Source organism: Haloglycomyces albus DSM 45210 (genome assembly GCF_000527155.1).
Classification (GTDB): domain Bacteria; phylum Actinomycetota; class Actinomycetes; order Mycobacteriales; family Micromonosporaceae; genus Haloglycomyces; species Haloglycomyces albus.
In genome coordinates this window covers 3,174,651-3,200,317 of sequence record NZ_AZUQ01000001.1, presented here as the reverse complement: position 1 = coordinate 3,200,317, position 25,667 = coordinate 3,174,651, and the positions used below count along the sequence as shown (strand labels likewise).

Genomic DNA, 25,667 nt, shown 5'->3' with positions numbered 1-25,667 from the left:
TCGACGGCGGTGTTCTCCACGATCCGGGTAGTGACATCAGCCGTCGGAGACTCGGGTGGCGGTAGTGAATAGAGGCGCCGAAGCGGCGCCGCGTCTCCTCGCAGCGAGATCGCTACCTCACCGAGTGCCGGTGGAGGGAGTCGATACCATTTCTGCGGCGGTCGCCGACCGTTGCCGTAGAGGAAGGCATCGCTGACATTGAAACTATACCGTCTAGACGGTATAGTAACCCGAAGGAGTAGCAGTGAGCAAGCAAGAAATCAGCACCCGTGATCGAATTCTCAACGCGGTCGAATCCCTCCTGGCAAGCCATGGGGCCAGTGGCGTCACTCTGGACGCGGTAGCCGCCGAGGCGGGGGTGTCGAAAGGCGGCTTGTTGTATCACTTCCGTTCCAAGAGCGATCTCTACGACGGATTGGTGGCGCGACTTCGCGCGAAAGAGCAGCGGCAGATGGATGCGGCGAAAGACGGCGATGCCATTGACCTGTTCCTGCGTGCTTCGGAGTTGCAGCACGGTGAATCGGCAAATCTCTGGGCTCTCTTTACCACCCTGCGTGGAAACACCGATCTATCGGAGCGGGCGCGCGCGGACATCGTCTACATCTTCCAGGCGTGGAGAGACGTATTGACCGACGCCGTCGGCGACCCCGTCTTGGCGGAAACGATCCGCCTGGTGGGTGACGGACTCTTTCTGTCATCGATCGCGGGGTTGCCCATTCCGGATGAAAACACCGTCAATGCAATCGTCGACCGACTGCAGCCACAGCGCTGATCGCCGGCTTCGTCCACTTCGGGCCGGGTGCACAAGGGCAATTATGCTGACCTCATGGACAACTCCGAGCAATCTCTTTATTCCATTACCCGGTCCACAACCGAATATCGCGCCTTCGCCTTCGATCTGAAGGCGGTGGAGGCGGTGATGCCAGACGGATCGACGGTCACGCGGGAATACGTCGACCACATCGGGGCCGTGGTCGTCGTGCCGGTCAACGATCGGGGGCAGGTGGCTATGCTCCGCCAATATCGGGTGCCGATCGGTGAATACCTCTGGGAGGTTCCCGCTGGAATACGGGATGTGGCGCAGGAGGACCCGATGGCGACCGCCCAACGGGAACTGGCCGAAGAGGCGGACCTGCGGGCCGACGACTGGCAGAGCCTGGGATCGTTCTACACGAGCCCGGGAATGTCCAGCGAGTGCGTGCACTATTTCCTGGCGCGGGATCTGTCCGCCGTCGCCGAGGATGATCGACACGTTCGCACGGAGGAAGAAGCCGAGATGGAACTGCACTGGTGGGATCTCGACAAAGCCGTGTCGGCCGTCTCAACAGGTGAAATACGCAACGGCATCTGCGCGCTTGCTCTCTGTCTCACTCAAACTGCCCTGAAATCTTCGAAATAAAGGAGAAAATATCAGAACTCCTTAGTAACATTGCCTGCCCCTGTATTACTCCGTTGGAATCAATGGCTTAAAGTGAGGGGAGCGGCGGGAGGCGGTGGCGCTAGCCACCCACTTCGGCGGGCGTTCGTCAACCGACGGCGTCCCGCGACCCACTGGTCGAGCCGAGCATGCGTCGAGACGATCGTCGCCGGCGCCGCACCCGGTTCGCACAGTTGCCGTCATCGTCCGAAAAACCTGTCACCGACACGACTGAACTTTTCGTTCGCACGCCGAACGGGGTGTAGTGGAAGGGAAGATCCCTGGTCGCGTCGTAGGCTGAACCCGGAGGCGCTCACCAGCCGCCATGCTTACCAGAAGGAGATGGGAACGTGAAAATCGCCGTCCCGCGCGAGATTAAGAACAATGAGAACCGTGTGGCTCTGACCCCCGCAGGCGTCCACGAACTGACCAAGGCCGGACACCAGGTCACGGTAGAGAAAGACGCCGGAGTCGGGTCGGCCATTCCGGACCAGGAATTCATCGATGCCGGAGCATCGATCGCACCGGACGCCGATGCCACTTGGGCCGCAGGGGAGCTCATCCTGAAGGTCAAAGAGCCGATCGAGGCGGAATACCACCGCATGAAGAGCCACCACACTCTCTTCACCTATCTACATTTGGCCGCTTCCCGGCCCTGCACCGACGCCCTACTGGATTCGGGGGCGACCGCGATCGCCTACGAGACCGTTCGCAACAGCGACGGAACTCTGCCTCTGCTCGTTCCCATGAGCGAGGTCGCCGGACGCCTGTCGGTCCAGGCCGGTGCCTATCACCTACAGCGTTCGGAAGGCGGTCGCGGAACACTGCTCGGCGGTGTCCCCGGGACGCCGGCCGGCAAGGTCACCATTATCGGGGCGGGCGTTTCGGGAATGAACGCCGCCGCCATCGCGGTCGGCATGCACGCCGAGGTAACGCTGCTTGATCTCGACAAGAACAAACTGCGTGCGGCCGACGAGCTGTACCAGGGACGTGTCCGCACCGTCGTGTCGAATTCCTTCGAAGTGGAGAAGGCCGCCGCCGAGGCCGATCTTCTGGTCGGTGCGGTGCTCGTACCGGGCGCCCGCGCGCCGAAAGTCGTCAACGACGAAGTCCTGGCGGTCATGAAGGAAGGCGCGGTCTTGGTCGACATCGCTATCGACCAGGGTGGATGCTTTGCGCATTCCCGTCCCACCACACACGACGATCCGACGTTCGAGGTGGACGGCAAGATCTACTACTGCGTGGCGAACATGCCGGGTACCGTGCCCGGAACGTCTACGCACGCACTGACCTCGGCCACCCTCCCCTACGTCATGAAGATCGCCGAACACGGTTGGGCCGAGGCCCTGCGTGCGGACGATTCGCTGGCCGAAGGGCTGAACGTCTATGCCGGTTCCCTGACCAACGAACCGGTGGCCGAAGCGTTCGACCTACCCCACGTGGCGGTATCGGACGTACTCGCCAAAGTCTAAACGACACAACGTCGCCACGGCCCTCGTCTTGCGGCGAGGGCCGTTTCCTGCTTGTGACACCATGATGGCGAGCAGAACCTCAACGTGGGCATATCCCTGTCCAGGTGCTCGACACTCCAGCTAAACTGACTTACAGTAGAACTTCTGGCACCACTTTCGTTCGGGTGGGAATCGCATTCCATGATTCCATTCCAGATACCAGACGCGATGCGGTACAAGATTATCCGGAGGACCAACTGTTATGACCAGTGTGGACAACAACGATAAATGGGCTGCCCTACGGCAAGCTCAGGTCCCACCCAACGATTCCGAAGGCGATTTCTCCTCACCGGATCCGGAAACCTATACCGGTAAACGCGATATCCCCAATCCACGCCCACTCGAACGCCACGGCCCCGCTCGCGTCATCGCCATGGCCAATCAGAAGGGTGGGGTAGGAAAGACCACGACCACGATCAACCTGGGAGCCGCGCTCGCGGAATACGGGCGTAAGGTTCTGCTGGTGGATTTCGACCCCCAAGGGGCCCTGTCGGTCGGGTTCGGAACCAACCCACACACCTTGGAATTGGCGATTTACAACCTGCTTATGCAGTCCGATGTCTCGATCACCGATGTGGTGTCGAAGACGAATGTCGACGGATTGCACTTGCTACCGGCCAATATCGACCTTTCGGCGGCTGAAATCCAGTTGGTGAACGAAGTGGCACGCGAGCAGACCCTGTCGCGAGTGCTGCGTCCGGTATTGAGCGAGTACGACTTCATTCTGATTGACTGCCAGCCGTCGTTGGGGCTGTTGACGATCAATGCGCTCACCGCCGCCCACGGGGTCCTCATCCCGCTTGAATGCGAATTCTTCTCTCTACGCGGGGTGGCGTTGTTGCTCGACACCATCGACAAGGTTCGGGAACGCCTCAACTTCGATCTCGAACTCGACGGTATTCTGGCCACAATGTACGACTCGCGTACCACCCATTCACGGCAGGTGCTGCAACGAGTCGTCGAAGCGTTCGGAGAGAAGGTGTTCTCCACCGTCATCGGTCGCACCGTACGCTTCCCCGAAACGACGGTGGCCGGTGAACCGATCACCACCTGGGCACCGGCTTCCTCCGGGGCGCGCGCCTACCGGCAACTGGCCCGCGAACTCATACACACCGCTGGAAAGTAACCGTCACCGGCTAGGAGTCGACCACCACGTAATCTGTCAATCGTGAGCGAGACACAACCGAATGCCCAACCCCTGGTGCAAGAGGCCGATCAAGCAACCCCTCAGGCCGGTTTCCACCTCAGCCTGGACAACTTCACCGGTCCCTTCGACCTTTTGCTGCAGCTGATCTCCAAACATAAACTCGACGTCACGTCGATCGCCCTGCATCAGATCGCCGACGAATTCATCTCCTACGTCACCGCTCTGGACAATGCCTGGGACTTGGAGGAGACCAGCGAGTTCCTCCTCATCGCCGCCACCCTCGTCGACTTGAAGTGCGCCCGTCTCCTGCCGCGTGCCGATGTAGACGACGAGGACGATCTGGCGTTGCTGGAGGAACGCGACCTCCTGTTCGCTCGACTTCTGCAGTACAAGGCCTATAAGGAAGCGGCCGACCGATTGGCCGACATGGCCACTCGTACCGCCGGTATTCACGCTCGCACCGTAGGGCTCGACGACCGCTATAAGAACCTTCTGCCGCCGTTGGAAATCGACCTCGGTCTTGACGACCTCGCTCGCCTCGCGGCCAAGGCGCACGAACCGAAACCGGTCGAATCGGTCGAGATTGGTCATATCCACGCGCCACAGGTGTCGGTGCGGGAACACGCCATCATCATCACCCGTCGCCTACAGAAGATCGGCACCTCCTCGTTCAACGGCCTCATCGGCGACTGTGACAACCGCTTGGAGGTGGTGGCGCGCTTTTTGGCGCTGCTCGAGCTGTATCGCGAAGCTCTCGTCGGTTTCGAGCAGGTTCAAGCGTTGGGAGACCTGATCGTGCGTTGGATCGGCGGTAGCGACGACAACACCAGTATCAACGTGGATGAATACAGTGGGTCGATCGACCTGGACGGGGAGGAAACATGAACGACGACATCTTCAACTGGAAACCACCCGCACCACGTCAGGACCAGCGCGCCGACACGCCCTCCGACGAACCGGCCGCCGATGGAGCCGACGAATACGCTCAAGCCGTCGAGCCGCAGGACTCGGAGCCGGTGTCACCGGCCGCCGAAAACGAGCGCTTTGAAACGGTGCCCGACGAGGACCTACCGGGAGCTTTGGAAGCCATTCTCATCGTGAGCGCCGAACCGGTGGAGGAAGACTTCCTCGCCGACCTCACCGGGCGGCCAGTCTCACACATTCAACGGCAGCTGGTCACCCTGAGCGCAGAATACACTGGAGAGCGACGAGGATTCGACCTGCGCCGAACCGCAGGGGGCTGGCGGCTCTACACACGCGGCGACTACGCCGGTTACGTGGAGCGCTACGTTACCGACGGTGCTACCGCCAAGCTCTCTAAAGCCGCATTGGAGACACTTGCCGTTGTCGCCTATCGACAACCGGTCACCCGAGGACGCATCTCCGCGATACGCGGAGTCAATTGCGACGGCGTCATGCGAACCCTGTTGACGCGGGGACTGGTGGAAGAATGCGGTAGCGACCCGGACTCGCCGGCTCTCCTTTACCGTACGACCACGCTTTTCCTAGAGAGAATGGGGCTCGAGTCACTCGACCAACTGCCCGAATTGGCCCCATTCCTACCTGACGACCTGAAGGATGTAGAAAACGATGCAGCGATCCGACAATAAAGACGGCATACGTCTCCAGAAAGTACTTTCCGGAGCGGGTGTCGCCTCGCGTCGCGAAGCAGAAGACCTCATTCGACGGGGCAAGGTCAAAGTCAACGGCTCCACCGTCGAGCTCGGTCGCCGAGTGGACCCGGACAACGACGTCATCACCGTCCGGGGACGGCGCGTCATCACCGACCACGACAAGGTCTACTACATTCTCAACAAACCGCGCGGCGTCATCTCCACCATGGAGGACGACCAAGGTCGCCTGAACCTCAGCGAGTACACCAAGGGAATCCCCGCCCGTGTCTTCCACGTCGGCCGTCTGGACACCGACTCCGAGGGACTCATGATCCTCACCAACGACGGGGAACTCTCCAATCGCCTCACCCACCCGTCGCACGGGGTGACCAAGACCTACCGCGCTCAAGTCGCCCACGAATTCGACCGGGCCACGTTCAACAAACTCCGTAAAGGAGTCGAACTCGACGACGGGCCCGCTCAAGCCGATCGCCTCCACATCATCGACGAAGCGGCCGGACAGACTCTCATCGAAATCGACGTTCACGAAGGACGCAAACACATTGTTCGCCGCCTCTTCGACCACGTGGGGCACCCGGTGTCGCGTCTGGTGCGCACCGGAATCGGACCGATCAAACTACGTAACCTCAAGCCCGGGACCGTTCGCCGCCTCACCACCGAAGAAGTCGGCGAACTGTACAAGGAGTCCGAACCGAACCCGGGACGCAAGAAAAAACGCTGACCAAAGTTGGCAGACGAACACCACACTGAAAACATGAACACAATACTGAACGTTATCTGGGTACTTCTAGCGGGACTGTGGCTGGCCATCGGCTACTTCTTCGCCGGAATCGTCTACTGTCTCCTCATCGTCACGATCCCCTTCGGAGTAGCCTCCTTCCGCCTCGCGGGCTATGTCATCTGGCCGTTCGGTCGCGACATCGCCCGCGAACCGACCACCGGAGCGCTCACTCTGATAGGAAACATCCTGTGGTTCATATTCGGTGGACTCGGCCTCGCGCTAGGACACCTCGTCACCGGCATACTCCAAGCGATCACTATCATCGGAATCCCACTGGCCATCGCCAACTGGAAGATGGTTCCACTCGCGTTGTGGCCGCTCGGAGCGCGCGTGGTAGACAAACCCTGACAAGCAACGCACTTCAGACGCAAATCTCACAAAACACGGCTACGGGCGCAACAACGCACATCAGCGAAGTGCTAAATTGGCGGGGTTTACGACAATCAGAACGGAGAATAACCGTGTCAGAGGACAAGACATCCGCACCAGTGATCGCCATTGACGGTCCCTCCGGCTCCGGCAAATCCACCGTATCCAAAACCCTCGCCACCGCGCTCGACGCCGGTTACCTCGACACCGGGGCCATGTATCGTGCCGCCACCCACGCGGTACTGCAAGCCGAGGTCGATCCCGACGATGCCGACGAAGTACTCAAAACCGTCACCACCGCCACCATCGAGATTGCCACGTCCCCCGAACAGCCCTCCGTCACAGTCGACGGAGACGAGGCCGACGAAGCGATTCGCTCCGACGAAACCACGGCCAACGTCTCCGCCGTCGCCGCCCACGGCGATGTGCGCAAGCACCTCATTAAACAACAACAGGAACTCATAAAAGCCGCCGCCGGCGGAATCGTGGTCGAAGGTCGCGACATCGCCGAAGTCGTCGCACCCGACGCCGACCTGAAAATCTACCTCACCGCCAACCCTGATGAGCGCGCTCGCCGCCGTGCCGCCGAAACCGGCAACGACGCCGACAGCACCAAAGATAGTATTGACAAACGCGACCAAGCCGACAGCAAGACCACACGGCCGCTGGAAGCGCCCGACGACTCACACGTCATCGACTCCACCGATCTGCCGATCGTCGAAGTCGTGGCTAAAATCCTCGCACTACTGAATAACAGGAACATAGATGGATAACGACACCACCTGGATTGAAGACGACTGGACCGATGCAGGCCACGATCAGGGACCCGTTCCCACGGTGGCCGTCGTCGGACGACCCAATGTTGGAAAATCGACTCTCGTCAACCGCGTTCTGGGTCGTCGAGCCGCCGTCGTCCAAGATCAACCAGGTGTGACCCGCGACCGCATCGCCTACGACGCCGAATGGGCGGGCAGAGAATTCAGCCTAGTCGATACCGGCGGTTGGGATCGAGACGCCGCCGGTATCGGTGCTGCCATCGCCGCCCAAGCCGAAATGGCGATGCGAACCGCCGACGTCATCGTCTTCGTCGTCGACGCACGGGTCGGAGCCACCGCCGCAGACGAAGACGCCGTTCGACTCCTCTACCAGACCAAAAAGCCCGTCATCCTCGTCGCCAACAAGGCCGACAGCGACAAACAGGAAGCCGACATCGCCGAACTCTGGGGGCTCGGCCTCGGCCAGCCCCACCCCGTGTCCGCCCTCCACGGGCGCGGATCCGGCGACCTGCTCGACGTCATCGTCGAAGCCTTCCCCGAAATCCCCACCGGCGCACTCAAAGAAGAAGGACCTCACCGAATCGCGCTGGTCGGACGTCCCAACGTCGGCAAATCCAGCCTCCTCAACAAGATGTCGGACTCCATCCGAGCCGTCGTCGACGACGTCGCCGGTACGACCGTTGACCCGGTGGACTCCATCGTGACCCTCGACGATGAAGACTGGGTCTTTGTCGACACGGCCGGAATCCGCAAACGCGTCAAGTTCGCCTCCGGCACCGAGTACTACGCGTCGTTGCGCACCCAACGTGCCATTGAGGCCGCCGAGGTCGCCATCGTCCTCCTCGACGCGTCCGAGCCCCTCAGCGAACAGGATCAGCGCATCCTTACCCAAGTCGTCGAGTCCGGACGCGCCTTGGTACTGGCGTTCAACAAATGGGACCTCGTTGACGACGAACGTCGTTACTACCTGGAAAAGGAAATCGACCGCGAACTGGCTCAGGTATCGTGGGCTCCGCGTATCAACGTCTCCGCCGATACGGGTCGGGCGCTCAAGAAGATCGCTCCCGCGGTACGGCGTGCGTTGGACGGTTGGACGCAGCGTATCGGCACCGGGGAACTCAACAAGTGGATCAGTGACCTCCAAGCGGCCACGCCGCACCCCGGCCGCAGTGGAAAGATTCCCAAAGTGCTCTTCGCCAGTCAGGTCGACGTCGAGCCGCCACGCTTCGTGCTGTTTACCACAGGAGCGTTCGACCAACAGTACAAGCGGTTCCTCATGCGTCGCCTCCGGGAGGACTTCGGTTTTGAAGGAAGTCCAATTGACCTGGTCATTAAGCCGAGAGCGCCACGGGAAATGAAAGGTAAGGGACGTCGCTAGGGTTGGCCCCGCGCACCGAGCCGTCGATTCGGTGCGGTATATTTTATGACGTCGCGATGACGACCATCGGTGAGGAAATGCGGGTATTTCACCTGGACCTTACCGGTACGGGTTATAGCTCAGCTTGGTAGAGCACTACACTGGGGGTGTAGGGGTCTTCGGTTCAAATCCGGATAACCCGACTGTTCAAAAAGCCGACCAGATGGAAATCTGGTCGGCTTTTTGCGGTTCAGGCGGTTCAGGCGGTTCGTCGATTCACGTTGTGCCGGTAGGGCATCACGGGCTCTTCGGAGTTTAGCGGCTCTTCGGAGTTTAGCGGGGTGTGGTTGGTGAAAAAGAGTACTTTCGGGTTTCGTCGGCCGGGTGGACATTCCGTACGACTGCATTGACGAACCCCTAAAAAGACCCTTGAAATCAATCTCAGTAAACCGGCTCTTCCATCGGGGGAGAATCCTGCCCGCTGACTCGGTGAGCAATTGGGTGAGCGGAGGAACAGCTGAGAAATGCATTATGGCGATTCGAGACCGTTGCGAGTTTTATAAAGGGGCAGAAGGAACGATCACCTGGAGGTTTAAGTGGCCTCTAGTGTGTTTGCAGTTCAGTGGGGCAGTAGCGGGAATAGTGCCATGTTTGTTCTCTAACCACTTTCCGGTGGAAAGTCCTTCTGTCGGTAGGGTTCATCGCCGAAGGAGAGGGACTTCAGTTGGTCCGGAGTTGTCGCAGTTCGTCGGGAGTATCGACGTCCGTAGGGTCGCCGAGCCCGGTGCAGTCGACTTCTTGCACCAATTCAGGATGACTGCGTAGAAAGGTTCGGGCTCCTGCATCCGGACTCAAGGAAGAGATGAGATCCGGCCGGATCGACCGATGGAAGAGGACCGGATGCCCACGACGGCCTTCATACGACGCGGTGACGATTGGACGGCGGGGCACGTTTTGGCAGGACGCGGCGGTATCCCGAAGTCGAACAACGGCCTTGGGAGACAAGAGCGGCTGGTCGACGAGGATAACGGCCGCCCAGTCGGCCTTCGACGGTAGAGAGGTGAGTCCAACGTGGAGAGAGCGTCCCATGCCACGCTTCCATTCGGAGTTGGTGATCATGTCATCGCGCAATCGAGGGTGCCGGTGTTTGATACTTTCGACTTGGGCACCAACCACAATGCGCACGGGAGAGAATTCGGCCGTTGTCAAGACGTCGTAGGCATGCTCCAGGAAGCTTTTGCCGTTCCATTCGACGAGTGCCTTCGGACCTCCCATGCGGCGGCCCGCTCCTGCGGCGAGTATGAGTCCTGTAAATCTCACCGTAACCTCCCAATAGTCGAACGGTCCTGTACCGATAAGCGGCATACCTCGGGAAACACGAATTGAACCGCCCGGCGATCGACCCTTAGCGCATCCTCAAGGCCAAGAACAGGTCTACTCGATCCGACAATCGACTGAGGTCACGACCGGTCAACTTTTCAACTCTTTCGATCCGATACCGGAGCGTATTGACGTGCAAATGCAGCTGTGCGGCGGCCCGGCTCCAGGAACAGGCATTGTCCAGGAAGGTTTCCAGGGTCATGACCAGGTCGGATTGGTGTTTCCGGTCGTAATCTCGCAACGGCCCCAAGGTGAGCTTGGTGTATTCGCGTTTGAGTTCGTCGGGTAGGGCCGACAGGAGAAGTACGTGGGACGTCAGCTCACCGCGATCTGCCACTTCCACTCGTCCACGGCGGGCTTGGGCGATCGAACACGCATGGCGAGCCTCGGACAGGGATCCGGTCATGCCTTCCAGGGCCGTGACCGGTCCGGACACTCCGATGGAGATCCGATCGTCGTTGAGGCCGGGCGCGAAGGACGGCGCCGCCACATTGATGTGTGCGAGCATCTTCTCGTAACCTTCGTCAATGGTCGATATGGCGATGGCCCCCTCGGAGGTAGGGCCCCAGACGGTCGATTGAGCGGCCGGTTCGATCAGTTCCGCTACCGCGGCCGAGGCCAGATCGGGATCGCTCTGCACCACGGAGACGGCGAACGGCCGTTTGGGGTCCATACCCGCCTGTGCGTACAGACTGGAGAGAGTATGGACGTCGGTTCCGGTCTCCACTGCGGTGATGAATTCGGTGTCGCCCGAAGGTCGCTGTAGTACACGATCGAGTTCCAAGCCGATGAGCGCGGTGAGCTTGTCGGCCACTGCCTGGCGCTCGGGGAGCCAGGAGGTGTGGTCATCGTCGACCAGGAGGAACCATCCACAGTGCGCCGTCGAGCCGACGGTGAACGCCGAATAACCGACCCGGCGGTTCAGTCGTAGGCGACGAGTTCGGCCATGCCCGTGCAGCAGGCGCTCGGCCAGTTGTCGGCGTTCGATCTCGTCGGGTGCCAGGTGCGGGTCGGTGGAGGTGAGGAGGCGCCCGGTCGGGGAGATGAGGTGGCAGGAAAACCCGATCTCGCGGTGCACCAGATTGAGCACGTCGTCCAACCCGCCTCCGGAAGCCAGGAGTTGGCGATGGCGTTCCAATACGGTCGCCATGCCGCCGGAGCGATGTGCCGACAGCCGCTGCACGACGTGTTCGGTAATGGTGGCAAAGGCGACGCTGGGGTCAACGTGAAAAAGTGGCAGGTCGTGCTGGCGGCAGGCACTGATGAGGTCATCGGGGATCGTTGTCAGATCCGGATCTCCGGCACCGACGGCGGCCACATTGGCCTGGGAGAGATTGCGGACGAACGTATCGGAATCTCCAGGGTTGTGGCGCCACAACATGCCCGTCAGTACCAGCTCTCCTCCCGAGAGGTACCGGCGCGGATCGGTGAGGTCGGTGGGGACGACCCAGCGGATGCTTCGGCCCAGATGTGTCGTCCCGTTTACGAGCGTCATCCCGAGTTCTTCCGCCTTTATCAGCGCATTCAGGTCCATACGGCCTCCTCCCCGGTGGTGGTGGAACTGAGGTTAACAGAAGGTTCGGTGGGGAAGGTCTTGGATAATCCTCCAAATATCGAGCTATATGTATCAACGATTTTCGTGGGGGACGACAGTTGATGAGACGACCGAGCAGAGGTTTAACTGTGAAGGCATCGCCGAGGCCCGCTTAAGGGCCGCACGACGAAGTGGAGGTGAAAGATGTGGACACTGGCCGAGTTCAACGACCTGGACACCCCGACCGCCCGAGCCGAGCTTCTAACGTGCTGCTCGTCGCCGGAGTGGGCCGAAACGGTCAGCGACGCACGCCCGTTCGGAAGTAACGGAGAACTGAGGGAGTTCGCCGATACGGCTTACGACCGTCTCAGTGAGGTGCAGATCGACCAGGCCGTCAAAGCGCACCCCGAAATCGGGGAACGTGCCACGGGCCGCGGCCACGAGTCCTCCTGGTCCCACCAGGAGCAGGACGCCGCGCTCGAGGCGGAGGAGGAGACCAAGAAGGAACTGGCACAGGTGAACGCGGAGTATCGCGAGCGCTTCGGGCATGTGTTCCTCATTTGCGCCACCGGGCTCGGGACCGAGCGGATTCTCGCTGAGGCGCGGCGTCGCCTGCACAACGACCCCGATTCCGAAGCGGCGGAGGTGGCGGCCGAATTGAGGAAGATCGTCCGGATTCGACTGGGAAAGTTGGTGAGTCGATGAGTTTCTCGTCCCACGTCCTCGACTCGGTGTCGGGAACACCCGCCGAGCGAATGCGTCTACGCCTCCACCGTCTGGCCGGGGAAGTGTACGAGGAGGTCGCTTCGGGAGTGACCGATTCCGACGGCCGCCTCAAAGGTTGGGAACTGCGCGAAGGGCGCTACCGTCTCGAGTTTGCCACTGGTGAATATTGGCAGGCGAAGGGGTTCAACACCTTCCATCCGGAGGTGACGGTGACGTTCACCGTCGATGACGATGCCGCGCATTATCACGTACCGCTTTTGGTCAGCCCTTTCGCTTATACAACATATAGAGGAAGTTAACCATGGCAATTATGCTTGGGGATAACCAATACGGCAAAGCCGAGACACGAGTGGTACGTACGGTGCGCGACACCGACCGCCACGAGATCGTCGATATGAACGTGAGCGTCGCGCTCGCCGGAGATCTCTCCGACACACACCTCACTGGAGCCAACGACAAGGTCCTACCGACCGATACTCAGAAGAACACCGTCTTCGCCTTGGCTCGAGACGGCATCGACAGCGCCGAGGACTTCGGTCTTCGCCTGGCACAACACTTCACCGGCGGGCAGCGCTCCATTGACCGAGCCACCGTGACCGTTCAGGAGTACACCTGGACGCGGCACGGAGACCATACGTTCAGCCGAAGTGACGGCGGCGAGCACCGCGAGGTGACCGTCGTGAACGACAACGGCGCATCCGATGTGACGGTCGGCCTGCGCGACCTGTTGTTGTTGAATTCCACCGACTCGGAGTTCACCGGATACATCGTGGATGAGTACACCACTTTGGCTCCCGCGACCGATCGTATTCTTGCTACGGCGGTCACGGCCGACTGGCACTTCTCCGAGACCGATGTGGACTGGACCAAGGCGTTTGAAACCGGCCGCACCGCGTTGATCGAAGCCTTCCGCGACACCTATTCACTTTCACTCCAGCAGACCCTCTACGCCATGGGTGCCAAGGTTCTCGAAGACCTCCCAGAGGTCGACAGGGTCACGATGTCCTTGCCCAATAGACACCACTTCCTGGTCGACCTGGAGCCCTTCGAACTGGACAACCCGGGCCTGGTCTTCCACGCCGCCGACCGGCCCTACGGGCTCATCGAAGGGACGGTGACCCGAAAATGACCATGGAATTCTTCCGCCCCGACAGCCTGGACGAGGCGTTGCGTTTGAAAACCGAGCATCCTGAGGCGGTACCGGTGGCCGGAGGCACGGACACGATGGTCGAGATGAACTTCGACCTGCACCGCCCGTCCGCGCTGATCGACCTCAACGGAGTCAGGGAACTGGAATCGTGGAGCGATGAGGACGACGGCCGCATCCGCATCGGCGCGACCCTTCCCTACGTCCGGATCATCAACGAACTGGGCCACCGCCTCCCTGGCCTGGCCCAGGCGGCTCGGACGGTCGGTTCCCCACAGATCCGCAATCGCGGTTCGCTCGGCGGCAACCTGGTCGCGGCCTCCCCGGCGGGGGACGGACATCCACCGCTCTTGGCCGCAGGCGCTGAAGTCGAACTGGCCAGCGCCGACGGTTCGCGTACCGTGCCGGTGCACGAGTTCTACACCGGCGTCAAACGCAGTGTGAAAGCAGCCAATGAGCTGGTTACCGGCGTGATTATTCCGGAGAAACGCGGACCGCAGCAGTTCACCAAGATAGGCACTCGCAACGCCATGGTTATCGCCGTGTGCTGCTTCGCCATCGCTCTGGACACCACCGACCGCACCGTGGGAACCGGGATCGGCTCCGCCGCCCCCACCCCGAGACGGGCACCGGAAGCCGAGGAACTGCTGAATACCCGGCTGCCTTGGGAAACTCGCGGTGAGCTGGACGAGGGACTCGCCCGCCACTTCGGCGAGCTGGTGTCCGCCGCCGCCAGCCCCATCGACGACGTGCGTGGTACCGCCGCCTACCGGCTCCACGCCCTGGCCACCGTCGCCCGCCGTACTCTTCGCTGGGCGTGGAAGGAATACCAATGCGACTGACCACCGAAGTGAACGGTAAATCCGTTACCGCCGAAGACGTCTGGCCGGGTGAAAGCCTCCTGCACGTCTTGCGCGAGAGAATGGGATACCCCGGCTCCAAAAACGCCTGCGAACAAGGCGAATGCGGTTCCTGCACCGTCTATCTCGACGGCAGCGCCGTGTGCTCCTGCCTGATCGCCGCGGGCCAGGCGGAAGGACGCGAGATCCGGACGGTCGAAGGGCTGGCCCCCGACGGCGAGGACTTCTCCGACATTCAGTCGGCCTTCGTCGACGCAGGAGCCGTCCAATGCGGATTCTGCACCCCGGGACTTCTGATGCAGGCCAACGACCTGCTGGACCGTGAGGAGAATCCCAGCGACGCCGAGATCCGAGAGGCGCTGGCCGGCAACCTGTGCCGCTGTACCGGATACGAGAAGATCCTCGACGCCGTCCGCCTGGCCGCCACCAGGAGGACCGCATGAGCACCCGACTGATCATCGACAACACCGCCATCGCCACCGTCGACGACGAACGCAAGGAATACACCACCGGGCATATCGTCGTCCAGGACGGCGTCATTACCGCCGTAGGACCCGGACAAGCACCGACGTTCTCCGACGACGTACCCACCGAGCGAGTCAACGGCGACGGCTGCCTCGCGACGCCCGGACTGGTCAATACCCACCACCACCTGTACCAGTGGGTGACCCGAGGAATGGCCTACGACCACTCGCTTTTCCAATGGCTGACCGCCCTGTACCCCGTCTGGGGTCGACTGACCGCGGAGTGGGTCTCCACGGCGGTCCGGGGCGGTCTGGGGTGGTTGGCGTTGACCGGATGCACCTCCAGCGCCGACCACCACTACGTCTTTCCACACGGTCGAACCGACGACATCACCGAAGCGTGGATATCCGCGGCCCGGTCCACCGGCCTGCGTTTCCACGCGACCCGTGGCTCGATGGACCGTGGAGAATCCCTCGGCGGCCTCCCACCCGACCATCTCGTCGAGACCCTTGATGACGCCCTGGCCGCCACCGAACGGACGATCGACCGCTACCACGACCCCTCCTTCGGCTCCATGCTGAAAGTCGACGTCGCACCCTGCTCCCCGTTCTCCGTATCGAGCGAACTACTCGAAGAAAGCGCGGAACTGGCCCGGCGCAAGGAGGTACGTCTGCATACACACTTGTGCGAGTCACTGGACGAAGAGGAGTTCTGCCAGACCACCCACGGATGCAACCCCGTGGAGTACATGGAATCCGTCGGGTGGGTCGGCGACGACGTCTGGTACGCCCACGCCGTACACCTCTCCGACGAGGCGGTCAAGCTGATCGGCTCCACCAGAACCGGTGTGGCACACTGCCCCAGTTCGAACGCCCGACTGGGGACCGGCATGGCCGACACACCGCGACTCCGCGAAGCGGGCGTCCCGGTAGGACTCGGTGTGGACGGAGCGGCGAGCCAGGAATCCAACATGCTGGTCGAGGAACTGCGTCAAGCCGTCTACACCGCGCGCCAAGTCGGTGGGCCCACCGCGATGACCTGCCGTCAAGCGCTCGAACTGGCCACCATCGGGGGCGCTCGCGTGTTGGGCCGCTACGACGAGATCGGCTCGCTTCAGGTCGGCAAGATGGGCGACATCGCGCTCTGGCGGCTCGACGGGCTGGGACATGCCGACATCCTTGATCCCGTGGCTGCGCTGGTTCTCGGTCCTCCCGCCCCGCTCAAACTTCTGACGGTGGGCGGCGATCCGGTCGTCGCCGACGGCAGACTGCTCACAGCCGACGAGGCGGAGCTGGCGCGTGAGGCGCGTCGCGTCCACCTCACGATCATGAACGGAGGACGATCATGAGCTCTCCTCTACGCAGCCCTTCCCCGGTCAATCAAAACGTTCCCGGCGGCGTGGGCGACAGCCCACTACGTCCCGACGGTCGCCAGAAGGTCCGTGGAGAATTCGCCTATTCCTCGGATCTGTGGATGGACGGCATGGTGTGGGGTGCGACCCTGCGCAGTCCACATCCCTATGCCACGATCGTGTCCCTCGACATCGGTCCGGCTCTCCGACTGGATGGAGTCCGCGCCGTTCTCACCGCCGATGACATCCCGGGCGACAACATTCACGGGCTTGACACCCATGATCAACCGGTGCTGGCCGTCGACGTGGTCCGCTATCAGGGCGAGCCGGTGGCGTTGGTCGCCGCCGACCATCCGGAGACCGCGCGGCGGGCCCTGGAACTGATCGAGGTCGAATACGAGCTCAGGGAGCCGTTGACCGATTCGTTTCAAGCCGTGGCCGACCCCGACGGTACTAAGGGCCCCAAACTTCACGAACACGGCAATATCGTGAGATCCCAGCCGGTTCTGGTGGGCGACACCGAGGCGGCAACCGCCGACGTGGTCGTCTCCGAATCGTTCGAAGTCGGCATGCAGGATCAAGCCTTCCTGGGGCCCGAGTCGGCTCTGGCCGTTCCGGCCGAGGACGGAGGGGTGGACCTCTACGTCTCGACCCAGTGGCTGCACTGGGATCTCTGGCAGATCGCCCCCGTCCTGGACCTGCCGGAGGACAAGATTCGGTTGACACTATCGGGGGTCGGCGGCGCCTTCGGCGGACGGGAGGACATCTCCTGTCAGATCCACTCCGCGTTGCTCGCTCTGCACACCGGAAAACCGGTCAAAATGATGTACAACCGCGAAGAGTCGTTCTACGGCCATGTGCACCGCCACCCGGCCCGGATGAAATACGAATACGGGGCCGACAGGAACGGCAAACTCGTCTACGGCAAGGTCGAGATCGTTCTCGACGGAGGAGCGTACGCATCGGCGACTCCGAACGTGGTCGGGAACGCGGCTTCGCTGGCGGTGGGACCTTATGAGTTTCCCAACCTGGACATCGTCGCCCACGGCACCTACTCGAATAATCCTCCCTGCGGTGCCATGCGTGGATTCGGCGCGGTACAGGCCTGTTACGCCTATGAGTCCATGATGGATCTAGTGGCCGCGCGACTGGACATGTCGCCTGTGGAGTTTCGTCGGCGTAACGCGGTGTCCGAAGGTTCGCAACTCGCCACCGGCCAGGTCATCGATTCTCCTGCGCCGCTGGCGGACATGTTGCGACGCCTGGAGGACATGCCGCTTCCGCCGCCTCTGCCCGAATCCGGTCATCACGGCTACGACCTTCCCGGCGGGCTGGGAAACACGACCAAGGGAGAAGGGGTACGCCGAGGCATCGGCTACGGCGTAGGAATCAAAAACATCTGCTTCTCCGAAGGCTTCGACGACTATTCCACCGCGCGAGTGCGATTGGAGCCGGTCGCCGGCGCGCCGCAGGCCACCGTCCACACCGCCGGTATCGAGGTCGGTCAAGGACTCGTGACACTGCTGGCACAGATCGCGCGCACGGAACTCGGGGTGGAGAACGTGACCATCCTCCCGTCCGACACTCAGATCGGATCCGGTGGCTCCACCTCCGCCTCTCGCCAGTCGTACATGACCGGCGGGGCGGTCAAGACCGCCTGCGAAGCAGTGCGGGAGGTGGTCGCCGACCGGGTGGGACGCGCTTCGGACGCCATTGTTCTGCAAGGCGGCAAGATCCTCAATCTTGAAGGTGAGGTTATCGCCGATCTTTATGACGCACTTGACGATCCGGTCGAAGAGGTCCGCGAATACCACCACCGTCCCACCCAGAAGATGGACCCGGTAACCGGACAGGGCGACAGCCACACTCAACTGGGAATCTGCGTTCACAGAGCCATTGTGGACGTGGACGTGGAGCTGGGGCTGATCAAGGTCGTCGAACTACAGGCCGTGCAGGACGTCGGCACCATCCTCAACCGGCTCTCGCTGGAAGGGCAGATCCACGGCGGCACGGCCCAGGGGTTGGGATTGGCGGTCATGGAGGAAATCCAAGTCAACGAGGGCCTGGTGCGCAATCCGTCGTTCACCGACTACCTGATACCCACCATTGCCGACATGCCGCCCATGCGGATCGAAATCCTCGAGCATCCCGATCCGTACGCCCCTTACGGACTGCGTGGGGCAGGCGAACCGCCGACCCTGTCGTCCACCCCCGCCATCGCGGCCGCCATTCGTGACGCCTCCGGGAAGACGCTCACCCGCGTCCCGGTCCGTCCCGAAGACCTGACGGGCACCTGATTGTCCGGCGTCGGTCACCGCACCGGCCCGACGCACAACCGGAGGTGGGAGCAGCCTCCACACGACGAACCACCTCAACGGACGGGTGCCGGGACCATTCCGGCACCCGCCACCCCGAGGCTACGGGGACTTGTTCCCGCTCGCCCCGACGGCTTCAGTCCAATACACACGAGTGAAAAGTGGGAGTTGACATGGCCACTACCGAGACCGACCGGCAGGCCCCCAAGGGGTCGGGCGGTGGAGCCGAACCCGGCTTCATCGACCGTTGGTTCTCCATCACCGCCCGTGGCAGCACGGTGGCACAGGAGTTCCGCGGAGGATTGACGACCTTCATGGCGATGGCCTACATCGTCGTGCTCAACCCGCTCATCCTTACCGGCGCGACGGACGTCAACGGCGAGCAGCTGTCGAACGTCGCCGTCACCACGATGACAGCGTTCTCCGCCTGCATCGCGACCTTCGCCATGGGCGTCATCGGACGTGTTCCACTGGCACTGGCGGCCGCCCTCACCGTGAACGCGGTGGTGGCCTACCAAATTGTTCCGCACGTGACCTGGCCACAGGCCATGGGGCTGGTGGTGATCGAAGGTCTGCTCATCGTCGTCCTTGCCGCCTCCGGAGCGCGGACGGCCATCATGAAGGCCATCCCCAAAGACCTCAAGCATGCCATCGGCATCGGCCTGGGCCTGTTCATCGCCTTTATCGGCCTGTTCAACGCGGGTTTCGTCACCTCGCCCGAAGAAGGCAAACCGGTCGACCTCGGAGTCGAAGGCGTCCTGCAAGGTTGGCCCATCGTGGTATTCGCCGTCGGATTCCTGCTGACGGTAGCTCTGTGGGCCAAGAAGATACCCGGAGCCGTCCTGATCGGAATCCTGGTCGCTACGATCCTGGCGATGATCATCCACGCGGTGGTCAAACCTCCGGCCAGCGACTGGGGGCTGGTCGTCCCCGGTGTGCCGGAGAACGTCGTCGGCTGGCCAGACTTCAGCCTGTTCGGCCGGTTCGACATCATCGGAGCGGTCACCGGAATCGGAGTCCTCACTCTGTTCGTCTTCCTGTTCACCCTGGTGTTGTCAGGCTTCTTCGACGCCATGGGCACCATTATCGCCGTAGGGCAAGAAGCCGGCCTCACCGACAAATCGACCGGTCAAATGAAGGGCGTGGGAACCGCATTGACCGTCGACGGCGCGGCGGCGGCGTTCGGCGGAGTCACTTCCTCGAGCGCCAACACCGTGTTCGTGGAGTCGGCCGCCGGAGTCGGTGACGGTGCTCGTACCGGCCTGTCCAGTGTATTTACCGGAATCATGTTCGGTTTGACCATGTTCCTGGTCCCATTGGCGGCCGTGGTGCCGCAACAGGCGGCGGCTCCGGCCCTGGTACTGGTCGGGGGTTTGATGACAATGCAGGCCAAGCACATCAATTGGAACGACATGGAGATCGCCATTCCGGCGTTCCTCATCATCGCGATCACCCCGTTCACCTATTCCGTCACCGCGGGCGTCGGTGCCGGAGTCATCACCTACGTCGTCCTCAAAGCCGTACACGGCAAATGGCGCGAACCCGGCTGGCTGATGTGGATCGTCGCCGCCGTCTTCGTGGCCTACTTCGGGGTTGACTTCATCAAGCAGTTCACCGGAGATGCTTGATGAAGGGGTGGTCCGGGATCAAGCAGTTCACCGGAGATGCTTGATGAAGGGGTGGTCCGGGATCAAGCAGTTCACCGGAGGCGCTTGATGACGGGGACGGTTCGTTTCAAGCGGTCCGCCGGATGACCTCAAGGAAGCGAATTGCTCAGCGTCCTACCGTCCGCCGAAAGGACGTGCCGGCGCGAGTGGACCAGCATCCCGAAATCGGCCACCGGAACTGCACACAGCGGCATGGGGCGCACCAACCCGCCCTACAGTCCAGCAAAACATTCCACAGGATGAGGAGAAGATCAATGCGCGATATCGCCACTGAACTCGCTTCCTGGCGAGCAGCCGGAAAACGCTTCGCCCTCGCCTCGGTCATCGGCGTCAGCGGTTCGGCTCCCCGCCCACTGGGCACGGCGCTGGCCGTGGACGAGGCCGGTGTCGCGGTGGGAGGTGTGTCGGGCGGATGCGTCGAGGGCGCGGTGTACGACGCCTGCCTGGAGGTGCTGGAGACCGGTCACGCACGAGTGGAGCGGTTCGGTTATTCCGACGAAGACGCCTTTGCCGTGGGTCTTACCTGCGGAGGTGAGGTTGACGTTCTCGTCGTCGCCGTTGAGACGACCGACGACGCATATGACCGGGTCTTGGGCGCATTGCACAGCGGCGACGGTATTGCCCTTTGCCGCTACATCGACGGGCCGGAAACCGGACGGGCGTTCACCGTGCGCGCCGACGCCGACGGCTGGGGAGTGGACCGTGCGGTGGTCGCGATGCTCTCGCGAGGGGAGTCTGGTCGTCTGGACGTCCCCGACGGCACCGTCGCCGTGGAGGCCCACCTGCCGCCGCCTCGGCTGATCGTATTCGGCGCCATCGACTTCGCAGCGGCACTGGTGACAATGGGCAAATTTCTGGGCTACCACGTCACCGTCTGCGACGCGCGACCCGTGTTCGCTACCGAACAACGCTTCCCTGCCGCAGACGAAGTCGTCGTCGACTGGCCCCACCGATATCTGGAATCGACCTCAATCGACGACCGTACCGCGGTCTGCGTGTTGACGCACGACGCGAAATTCGACGTACCCCTCTTGGAACGGGCCTTGTGTCTGCCGCTGGGCTACGTCGGAGCCATGGGTTCACGCCGCACCCATCAACACCGCCGTGACCGATTGATCGAAGTGGGACTGACCGACCGGGAACTCGCGAGGTTGCGTTCTCCCATCGGGCTCGACCTCGGCGGGCATACGTCTGAGGAGACGGCCCTGTCGATTGCGGCGGAAATGGTCGCCCTCGGGCACGGAGCGACGGGCCGACTTCTATCCGAGACCGACACCCCCATTCATCGCAGAAAGGCAGGCCGACAACCTGTTCCGACGGCTACGACCTGACAGATCCCACAACCACCACAGGAGACAGAAACATGGTGTACATGTTCCTCAACGGAGGGGCCATGCGAGGCGGTCCGCTCCATCACCATTTGAAAGACGCCACATTCGTCGCCGAGCAACGATCAGCGCCCCTGTACCACTTCTATGCCGTGCGGGACGAGTTCCCCGGAATGATTCCCGCTCCGAGTGTGGCCGAAGGGAAAGTCGTCCACGGCGAGCTCTACGACATTCCACTGGAGACTCTCGAAGGCTATCTGCTGCCCAACGAGCCGGTGGAACTCGAACTCGGAGCGATCAGATTGGCCGACGGGCGCGCGACTCTCGCCATGATCCTGCGCCAGGAATGGCTGAACCGGCCTGAAATCACCGATATCTCAATCTCCGGATCGTGGAACCAACACATGGAGGACCTCAAGAAATGATCAACTACACCGTCAACTGCTCCATTCTCTTCCAGGAACTACCGCTCCTGGAACGTCCCGCAGCGGCCAAGGCGGCCGGCTTCGAGGGAGTCGAATTCTGGTGGCCGCTCAGCGAATCGGTGCCCGGCGACGCCGAAGTAGACCGATTCGTGCGCGCCGTCGAGAACGCCGGAGTGCAACTCACCGGATTGAACTTCGCCGACGATATTCCCAACGGCTACCGCGGTCTGCTGTCGAATCCCGCGCGATCGCGGGAGTTTCGCGACAATATCGACGTGACGGTCGGAATCGCCGAACGTCTGGGCTGCACGAGTCTCAACGCCCTCTACGGGATCCGGCTCGACGGGGTGGCCGAGGCCGAACAGGACGAGTTGGCCGTGGTCAATTACGGACACGCCGCCACCGCCGCCGACCGTATCGGTGCGACGGTTCTGGTCGAGGCCCTCAACGCGATCGAGAGTCCGACCTTCCCCATCGTCTCCTCCCACGACGTGGCGACGGTGATCGACACCGTTACCAAAGAAACCGGCCAGAGAAATCTCGAAATCCTCGCCGACTTCTACCACTTGGCCCGCATGGGCGAAAAAACCAGCGACGTTCTCTCCCGATACGGCGACCGGATCGGACACGTTCAGATCGCCGACACCCCCGGACGCAACGAGCCGGGGACCGGGGACTTCGACTTCGACGAGCTCTACTCCGGTCTCGACGAACTCGGCTACGACGGCTGGGTCGGCTTGGAGTACAAGGCAAGCGGATCGACGGTCGATTCCTTCGCGTGGCGCGAATAAACAATAACGACATCACACACCGAAAGAGGAGATTTCAGTGAGCAAAATCGGTTTCATCGGACTCGGCATCATGGGAGCCCCCATGGCCGGACATCTCGTCAAGGCCGGCCACGACGTCAGAGTCTTCGACCTCGACCACGACGCCGTGGCCAAGCTGGAAAAGCACGGAGCGAAAGCCGCCGGGTCGACCGCCGAGGCGGTATCCTCCGCCGAAGTCGTCATCACCATGGTGCCCGCCGACCAGCATGTCGAAGCCGTCTATCTGGGAGACGACGGTGTCGTGGCGCAGGCTCCGCAGGGGGCGCTACTGATCGATATGAGCACCGTGCGCCCCGACACGTCGGTCAAGGTGGGCGAGGCGGCGAAAGCCGCGGGTGAGCGTTTTATCGACGGTCCGGTCTCGGGCGGTCAGGCCGGTGCCGAAGAGGCCGCCCTTTCCATCATGGTGGGTGGCGAGAAGACTGATGTGGAGGCGGCCCGGCCGTACTTCGAGGTGATGGGTAAGACCATCACCCATGTGGGTCCACTCGGTTCCGGGCAGGCGGTCAAAGCCGCCAACCAGCTATTGGTCGGCGGAATCATCGCCCTGAACGCTGAAGCCCTCGTCCTCATGGAAGCCGCCGGAGTGGAGATCGAGTCCGGATTGGACGCGCTCCAAGGCGGACTGGCCGGTTCCACCGTGTTGCAACGCAAGCGAGACAACTTCGTCAAGCGTTCTTACGAACCCGGTTTCCGTATCGATCTACACCACAAGGACATGGGCATCATCGTGGAGTCGGCACGCGAATCCAATGTGGCCCTACCGTTGGCCGGACAGGTCGCGCAGCTGGTCTCGTCCGCCCGCACTCTCGGCCTGGGCGACCGGGACCACTCGGCGCTGCTGGCCGTCGTCGAACAGTTCAACGGCCGCAATGTGGCCGATACGAAGGAGTCCTAATGGCACAAATGCCCGCAATGGCGGCCGCGGTCGAGGTCATGAAGTCCGAAGGCGTCGACATTGCCTTCGGCTGCCCCGGCGCGGCCATCCTACCGCTGTACAAGGCCATGGAACAGGACGGCGGGATCGACCACCTGACCGTGCGCCATGAAGAGGGCGCCACCCACATGGCCGACGGTTGGGCACGCACCAACGGGAAGGTCGGCGTGGCCATCGGAACCTCCGGTCCCGCCGGTACCAACATGATTACCGGACTCTACACCGCTCAGGCCGACTCGATCCCCATGATCTGCCTGACCGGACAGGCCCCGACCGACAAACTGCACAAGGAAGCCTTCCAAGCCGTCGACATCGTCGACATCGCCAAACCGGTGACCAAATGGGCGGTGCAGGTCAAAGAGGCCGCGCAGGTTCCGTGGGTCTTCCGCGAAGCCTTCCGTATCGCCCGCGAAGGACGCCCGGGACCGGTCCTGATCGACCTTCCCCTGAACGTACAGACGCAGGAGATCGAATGGGACTCCTCTGTCGACGAACCACTCCCGGTGCACCCGGTGCGTCCGCGAGCCGCCCCGGTGGCCAAAGCGCTGGATTTGTTGCAACAGGCCGAGCGACCCCTGATTTTGGCCGGGGGTGGTGTCGTCGTCGCCGACGCGGGCGAGGAGTTGCGGCAGGTCGCCGAACTACTGGACGTTCCCGTCCAGGTCACCTTGATGGGTAAGGGATCTTTGCCCGATGACCACCGCTTGAACGCCGGAATGACCGGTGTCCAGACGACACAGAAGTACGCCAACCAGTCATTCCTGGAATCCGACGTGGTCCTGGCCGTCGGCGCTCGCTTCGGCGAGCGCCATACCGGCGCACTCGACGTCTATCGGGGAGATCGTACGTTCATCCACGTGGATATCGAACCGACCCAGATCGGTAAGGTTTTCGGTCCGGGGCTGGGGATCGTCTCCGACGCGCGGCTGTTTCTGACCGAACTGCGGGAACAGGCCTTGAACCGTGTCTCGCTCAAGCGCTTCGACTCGTGGACGGCACGAGTGGACGAGCTCAAGGAGACCCTGGAGCGTCCAGTGGACTTCGACTCGGTGCCGATCAACCCGGCTCGGGTGTACAAGGAGATCAACGAGGCTTTCGATCCCGAAACGTACTTCATCCTCGCCATCGGTCTCTATCAAATCTGGTCGGGCATGTATCAGAAGGCCTACAAGCCTCGCCACTACCAGGTCTGCGGACAGGCCGGACCGCTCGGCTGGGAGGTTCCCGCCTGCATTGGAGTGAAGAAGGCGCTGGAGTCTCAAGGTAAAGGCGACACGGAGGTCGTGGGTGTCGTGGGCGACTACGGCTTTCAGTTCATGGTCGAAGAGCTGGCCGTGGCGGCACAGTACGACGTGCCGTACGTCCTGATCATGCTCAACAACGAATATCTCGGGCTCATTCGTCAGGCCTCGCTGGGCTACGACATGAACTATCAAGTCGACATCCACTACGACGAAGCCGGAACGGACAACGTGAAACTCATGGAGTCCTACGGCTGTTCGGGCACACGCGTCGCACGTCCTGAGGAGATCGCCGACGCCATCGCATGGGCTCGCAAGGAAGCGGTGTCCACCAGCCGCCCGGTTCTGGTTGAGATCATGATCGAACGTGAGGCCAACACTGCGCGTGGCGCGAGCATCGACGCGGTCGTCGATGACTAGCCGCCCCATAGACTGAGCGGGCGTTCGTGCTTCCACTACGCCCGCTCCG

24 protein-coding genes, 1 tRNA gene and 1 pseudogene are annotated in these 25,667 nt (G+C 62.1%); 24 read left to right on the top strand and 2 right to left on the bottom strand.

Annotation, left to right across the window (positions count from 1 at the left end):
* Positions 1-244: 244 nt before the first annotated feature.
* The 11 genes from HALAL_RS0114810 to HALAL_RS0114760 all read left to right on the top strand — a co-directional run bounded on the left by HALAL_RS0114810 (position 245) and on the right by HALAL_RS0114760 (position 9,195).
* Positions 245-772: a TetR/AcrR family transcriptional regulator gene (locus tag HALAL_RS0114810; RefSeq protein ID WP_025274748.1), complete on the top strand. Its 528-nt coding sequence runs from the start codon at positions 245-247 to the stop codon at positions 770-772.
* Between the two features lie 54 nt (positions 773-826).
* Positions 827-1,399, top strand: a complete 573-nt coding sequence (locus tag HALAL_RS17050) for an NUDIX domain-containing protein (protein ID WP_025274747.1) — start codon at positions 827-829, stop codon at positions 1,397-1,399.
* A 368-nt stretch (positions 1,400-1,767) separates the two neighbouring features.
* Entirely contained in the window at positions 1,768-2,889 is a 1,122-nt protein-coding gene (ald, locus tag HALAL_RS0114800; protein WP_025274746.1) for an alanine dehydrogenase, read from the top strand.
* Positions 2,890-3,130: 241 nt separating this feature from the next.
* Positions 3,131-4,054, top strand: coding sequence for an AAA family ATPase (locus HALAL_RS0114795; RefSeq protein ID WP_025274745.1), 924 nt, complete (start codon positions 3,131-3,133; stop codon positions 4,052-4,054).
* A gap of 42 nt (positions 4,055-4,096) precedes the next feature.
* Positions 4,097-4,960 carry a segregation and condensation protein A gene (locus HALAL_RS0114790; protein WP_025274744.1) on the top strand — a complete coding sequence of 288 codons (864 nt, stop codon included), beginning with the start codon at positions 4,097-4,099 and terminating at the stop codon, positions 4,958-4,960.
* On the top strand, positions 4,957-5,685 hold the full coding sequence (gene scpB / locus HALAL_RS0114785) for an SMC-Scp complex subunit ScpB (RefSeq protein WP_084472035.1): 729 nt from the start codon (positions 4,957-4,959) through the stop codon (positions 5,683-5,685). Before HALAL_RS0114790 ends, scpB begins: the two co-directional genes overlap by 4 nt.
* Positions 5,666-6,430: a pseudouridine synthase gene (locus HALAL_RS0114780; protein ID WP_025274742.1), complete on the top strand. Its 765-nt coding sequence runs from the start codon at positions 5,666-5,668 to the stop codon at positions 6,428-6,430. Before scpB ends, HALAL_RS0114780 begins: the two co-directional genes overlap by 20 nt.
* A gap of 33 nt (positions 6,431-6,463) precedes the next feature.
* On the top strand, positions 6,464-6,838 hold the full coding sequence (locus HALAL_RS0114775; RefSeq protein WP_025274741.1) for a YccF domain-containing protein: 375 nt from the start codon (positions 6,464-6,466) through the stop codon (positions 6,836-6,838).
* Positions 6,839-6,951: 113 nt separating this feature from the next.
* On the top strand, positions 6,952-7,632 hold the full coding sequence (cmk, locus tag HALAL_RS0114770; RefSeq protein ID WP_035534613.1) for a (d)CMP kinase: 681 nt from the start codon (positions 6,952-6,954) through the stop codon (positions 7,630-7,632).
* Complete coding sequence (gene der, locus HALAL_RS0114765) at positions 7,625-9,013, top strand: ribosome biogenesis GTPase Der (RefSeq protein ID WP_025274739.1); 1,389 nt, start codon at positions 7,625-7,627, stop codon at positions 9,011-9,013. The genes cmk and der overlap by 8 nt, the downstream gene beginning before the upstream one ends.
* A gap of 108 nt (positions 9,014-9,121) precedes the next feature.
* A tRNA-Pro gene (locus HALAL_RS0114760) sits at positions 9,122-9,195 on the top strand.
* 517 nt (positions 9,196-9,712) lie between these two features.
* On the opposite strand, the gene HALAL_RS0114755 is transcribed toward HALAL_RS0114760, so the two are convergent.
* A complete protein-coding gene (locus HALAL_RS0114755) occupies positions 9,713-10,312 on the bottom strand; it encodes a nucleotidyltransferase family protein (RefSeq protein WP_029768075.1) in 600 nt (199 codons plus the stop codon).
* An 85-nt stretch (positions 10,313-10,397) separates the two neighbouring features.
* On the bottom strand, positions 10,398-11,906 hold the full coding sequence (locus tag HALAL_RS0114750) for a PucR family transcriptional regulator (protein WP_025274737.1): 1,509 nt from the start codon (positions 11,904-11,906) through the stop codon (positions 10,398-10,400).
* A 204-nt stretch (positions 11,907-12,110) separates the two neighbouring features.
* On the opposite strand from HALAL_RS0114750, the gene uraD reads away from it, so the two are divergent.
* From uraD to gcl, 13 genes and pseudogenes are all read left to right on the top strand, one after another.
* Positions 12,111-12,611, top strand: a complete 501-nt coding sequence (gene uraD / locus HALAL_RS0114745; protein WP_025274736.1) for a 2-oxo-4-hydroxy-4-carboxy-5-ureidoimidazoline decarboxylase — start codon at positions 12,111-12,113, stop codon at positions 12,609-12,611.
* Positions 12,608-12,931: a hydroxyisourate hydrolase gene (gene uraH, locus HALAL_RS0114740; RefSeq protein ID WP_025274735.1), complete on the top strand. Its 324-nt coding sequence runs from the start codon at positions 12,608-12,610 to the stop codon at positions 12,929-12,931. Before uraD ends, uraH begins: the two co-directional genes overlap by 4 nt.
* Before the next feature lie 2 nt (positions 12,932-12,933).
* Positions 12,934-13,761 carry a factor-independent urate hydroxylase gene (pucL, locus tag HALAL_RS0114735; RefSeq protein ID WP_025274734.1) on the top strand — a complete coding sequence of 276 codons (828 nt, stop codon included), beginning with the start codon at positions 12,934-12,936 and terminating at the stop codon, positions 13,759-13,761.
* Between the two features lie 2 nt (positions 13,762-13,763).
* The gene (locus HALAL_RS0114730; protein WP_025274733.1) at positions 13,764-14,621 is read left to right on the top strand and encodes an FAD binding domain-containing protein; all 858 of its coding nucleotides are present in this window, start codon (positions 13,764-13,766) and stop codon (positions 14,619-14,621) included.
* Positions 14,612-15,082 carry a (2Fe-2S)-binding protein gene (locus HALAL_RS0114725; protein WP_025274732.1) on the top strand — a complete coding sequence of 157 codons (471 nt, stop codon included), beginning with the start codon at positions 14,612-14,614 and terminating at the stop codon, positions 15,080-15,082. Before HALAL_RS0114730 ends, HALAL_RS0114725 begins: the two co-directional genes overlap by 10 nt.
* Entirely contained in the window at positions 15,079-16,452 is a 1,374-nt protein-coding gene (locus tag HALAL_RS0114720) for an 8-oxoguanine deaminase (protein WP_029768073.1), read from the top strand. The genes HALAL_RS0114725 and HALAL_RS0114720 overlap by 4 nt, the downstream gene beginning before the upstream one ends.
* Positions 16,449-18,752: a xanthine dehydrogenase subunit D gene (gene pucD, locus HALAL_RS0114715; protein WP_025274730.1), complete on the top strand. Its 2,304-nt coding sequence runs from the start codon at positions 16,449-16,451 to the stop codon at positions 18,750-18,752. Before HALAL_RS0114720 ends, pucD begins: the two co-directional genes overlap by 4 nt.
* Before the next feature lie 191 nt (positions 18,753-18,943).
* Positions 18,944-20,398, top strand: coding sequence for an NCS2 family permease (locus HALAL_RS0114710; protein WP_025274729.1), 1,455 nt, complete (start codon positions 18,944-18,946; stop codon positions 20,396-20,398).
* A 293-nt stretch (positions 20,399-20,691) separates the two neighbouring features.
* Positions 20,692-21,768: an XdhC family protein gene (locus tag HALAL_RS0114705; protein ID WP_025274728.1), complete on the top strand. Its 1,077-nt coding sequence runs from the start codon at positions 20,692-20,694 to the stop codon at positions 21,766-21,768.
* 32 nt (positions 21,769-21,800) lie between these two features.
* The gene (locus tag HALAL_RS0114700; protein WP_025274727.1) at positions 21,801-22,190 is read left to right on the top strand and encodes an allophanate hydrolase-related protein; all 390 of its coding nucleotides are present in this window, start codon (positions 21,801-21,803) and stop codon (positions 22,188-22,190) included.
* On the top strand, positions 22,187-22,981 hold the full coding sequence (locus HALAL_RS0114695) for a hydroxypyruvate isomerase family protein (protein WP_025274726.1): 795 nt from the start codon (positions 22,187-22,189) through the stop codon (positions 22,979-22,981). The genes HALAL_RS0114700 and HALAL_RS0114695 overlap by 4 nt, the downstream gene beginning before the upstream one ends.
* Positions 22,982-23,006: 25 nt before the next feature.
* Positions 23,007-23,918, top strand: a pseudogene (locus HALAL_RS0114690) (NAD(P)-dependent oxidoreductase); the annotation flags it as partial.
* Complete coding sequence (gene gcl / locus HALAL_RS0114685; protein ID WP_029768071.1) at positions 23,918-25,618, top strand: glyoxylate carboligase; 1,701 nt, start codon at positions 23,918-23,920, stop codon at positions 25,616-25,618. The pseudogene HALAL_RS0114690 and the gene gcl, both read left to right, overlap by 1 nt.
* The last annotated feature ends 49 nt before the right edge of the window (positions 25,619-25,667 follow it).

Excerpts from the sequence above, each read along its gene's own strand:
- HALAL_RS17050 (WP_025274747.1), top strand. The coding sequence starts at position 827 with ATGGACAACTCCGAGCAATCTCTTTATTCCATTACCCGGTCCACAACC.
- HALAL_RS0114795 (WP_025274745.1), top strand. The coding sequence starts at position 3,131 with ATGACCAGTGTGGACAACAACGATAAATGGGCTGCCCTACGGCAAGCT.
- scpB (WP_084472035.1), top strand. The coding sequence starts at position 4,957 with ATGAACGACGACATCTTCAACTGGAAACCACCCGCACCACGTCAGGAC.
- HALAL_RS0114780 (WP_025274742.1), top strand. The coding sequence starts at position 5,666 with ATGCAGCGATCCGACAATAAAGACGGCATACGTCTCCAGAAAGTACTT.
- HALAL_RS0114775 (WP_025274741.1), top strand. The coding sequence starts at position 6,464 with ATGAACACAATACTGAACGTTATCTGGGTACTTCTAGCGGGACTGTGG.
- der (WP_025274739.1), top strand. The coding sequence starts at position 7,625 with ATGGATAACGACACCACCTGGATTGAAGACGACTGGACCGATGCAGGC.
- HALAL_RS0114750 (WP_025274737.1), bottom strand. The coding sequence starts at position 11,906 with ATGGACCTGAATGCGCTGATAAAGGCGGAAGAACTCGGGATGACGCTC.
- uraD (WP_025274736.1), top strand. The coding sequence starts at position 12,111 with ATGTGGACACTGGCCGAGTTCAACGACCTGGACACCCCGACCGCCCGA.
- uraH (WP_025274735.1), top strand. The coding sequence starts at position 12,608 with ATGAGTTTCTCGTCCCACGTCCTCGACTCGGTGTCGGGAACACCCGCC.
- pucL (WP_025274734.1), top strand. The coding sequence starts at position 12,934 with ATGGCAATTATGCTTGGGGATAACCAATACGGCAAAGCCGAGACACGA.
- HALAL_RS0114730 (WP_025274733.1), top strand. The coding sequence starts at position 13,764 with ATGGAATTCTTCCGCCCCGACAGCCTGGACGAGGCGTTGCGTTTGAAA.
- HALAL_RS0114725 (WP_025274732.1), top strand. The coding sequence starts at position 14,612 with ATGCGACTGACCACCGAAGTGAACGGTAAATCCGTTACCGCCGAAGAC.
- HALAL_RS0114720 (WP_029768073.1), top strand. The coding sequence starts at position 15,079 with ATGAGCACCCGACTGATCATCGACAACACCGCCATCGCCACCGTCGAC.
- pucD (WP_025274730.1), top strand. The coding sequence starts at position 16,449 with ATGAGCTCTCCTCTACGCAGCCCTTCCCCGGTCAATCAAAACGTTCCC.
- HALAL_RS0114710 (WP_025274729.1), top strand. The coding sequence starts at position 18,944 with ATGGCCACTACCGAGACCGACCGGCAGGCCCCCAAGGGGTCGGGCGGT.
- HALAL_RS0114705 (WP_025274728.1), top strand. The coding sequence starts at position 20,692 with ATGCGCGATATCGCCACTGAACTCGCTTCCTGGCGAGCAGCCGGAAAA.
- HALAL_RS0114700 (WP_025274727.1), top strand. The coding sequence starts at position 21,801 with ATGGTGTACATGTTCCTCAACGGAGGGGCCATGCGAGGCGGTCCGCTC.
- HALAL_RS0114695 (WP_025274726.1), top strand. The coding sequence starts at position 22,187 with ATGATCAACTACACCGTCAACTGCTCCATTCTCTTCCAGGAACTACCG.
- gcl (WP_029768071.1), top strand. The coding sequence starts at position 23,918 with ATGGCACAAATGCCCGCAATGGCGGCCGCGGTCGAGGTCATGAAGTCC.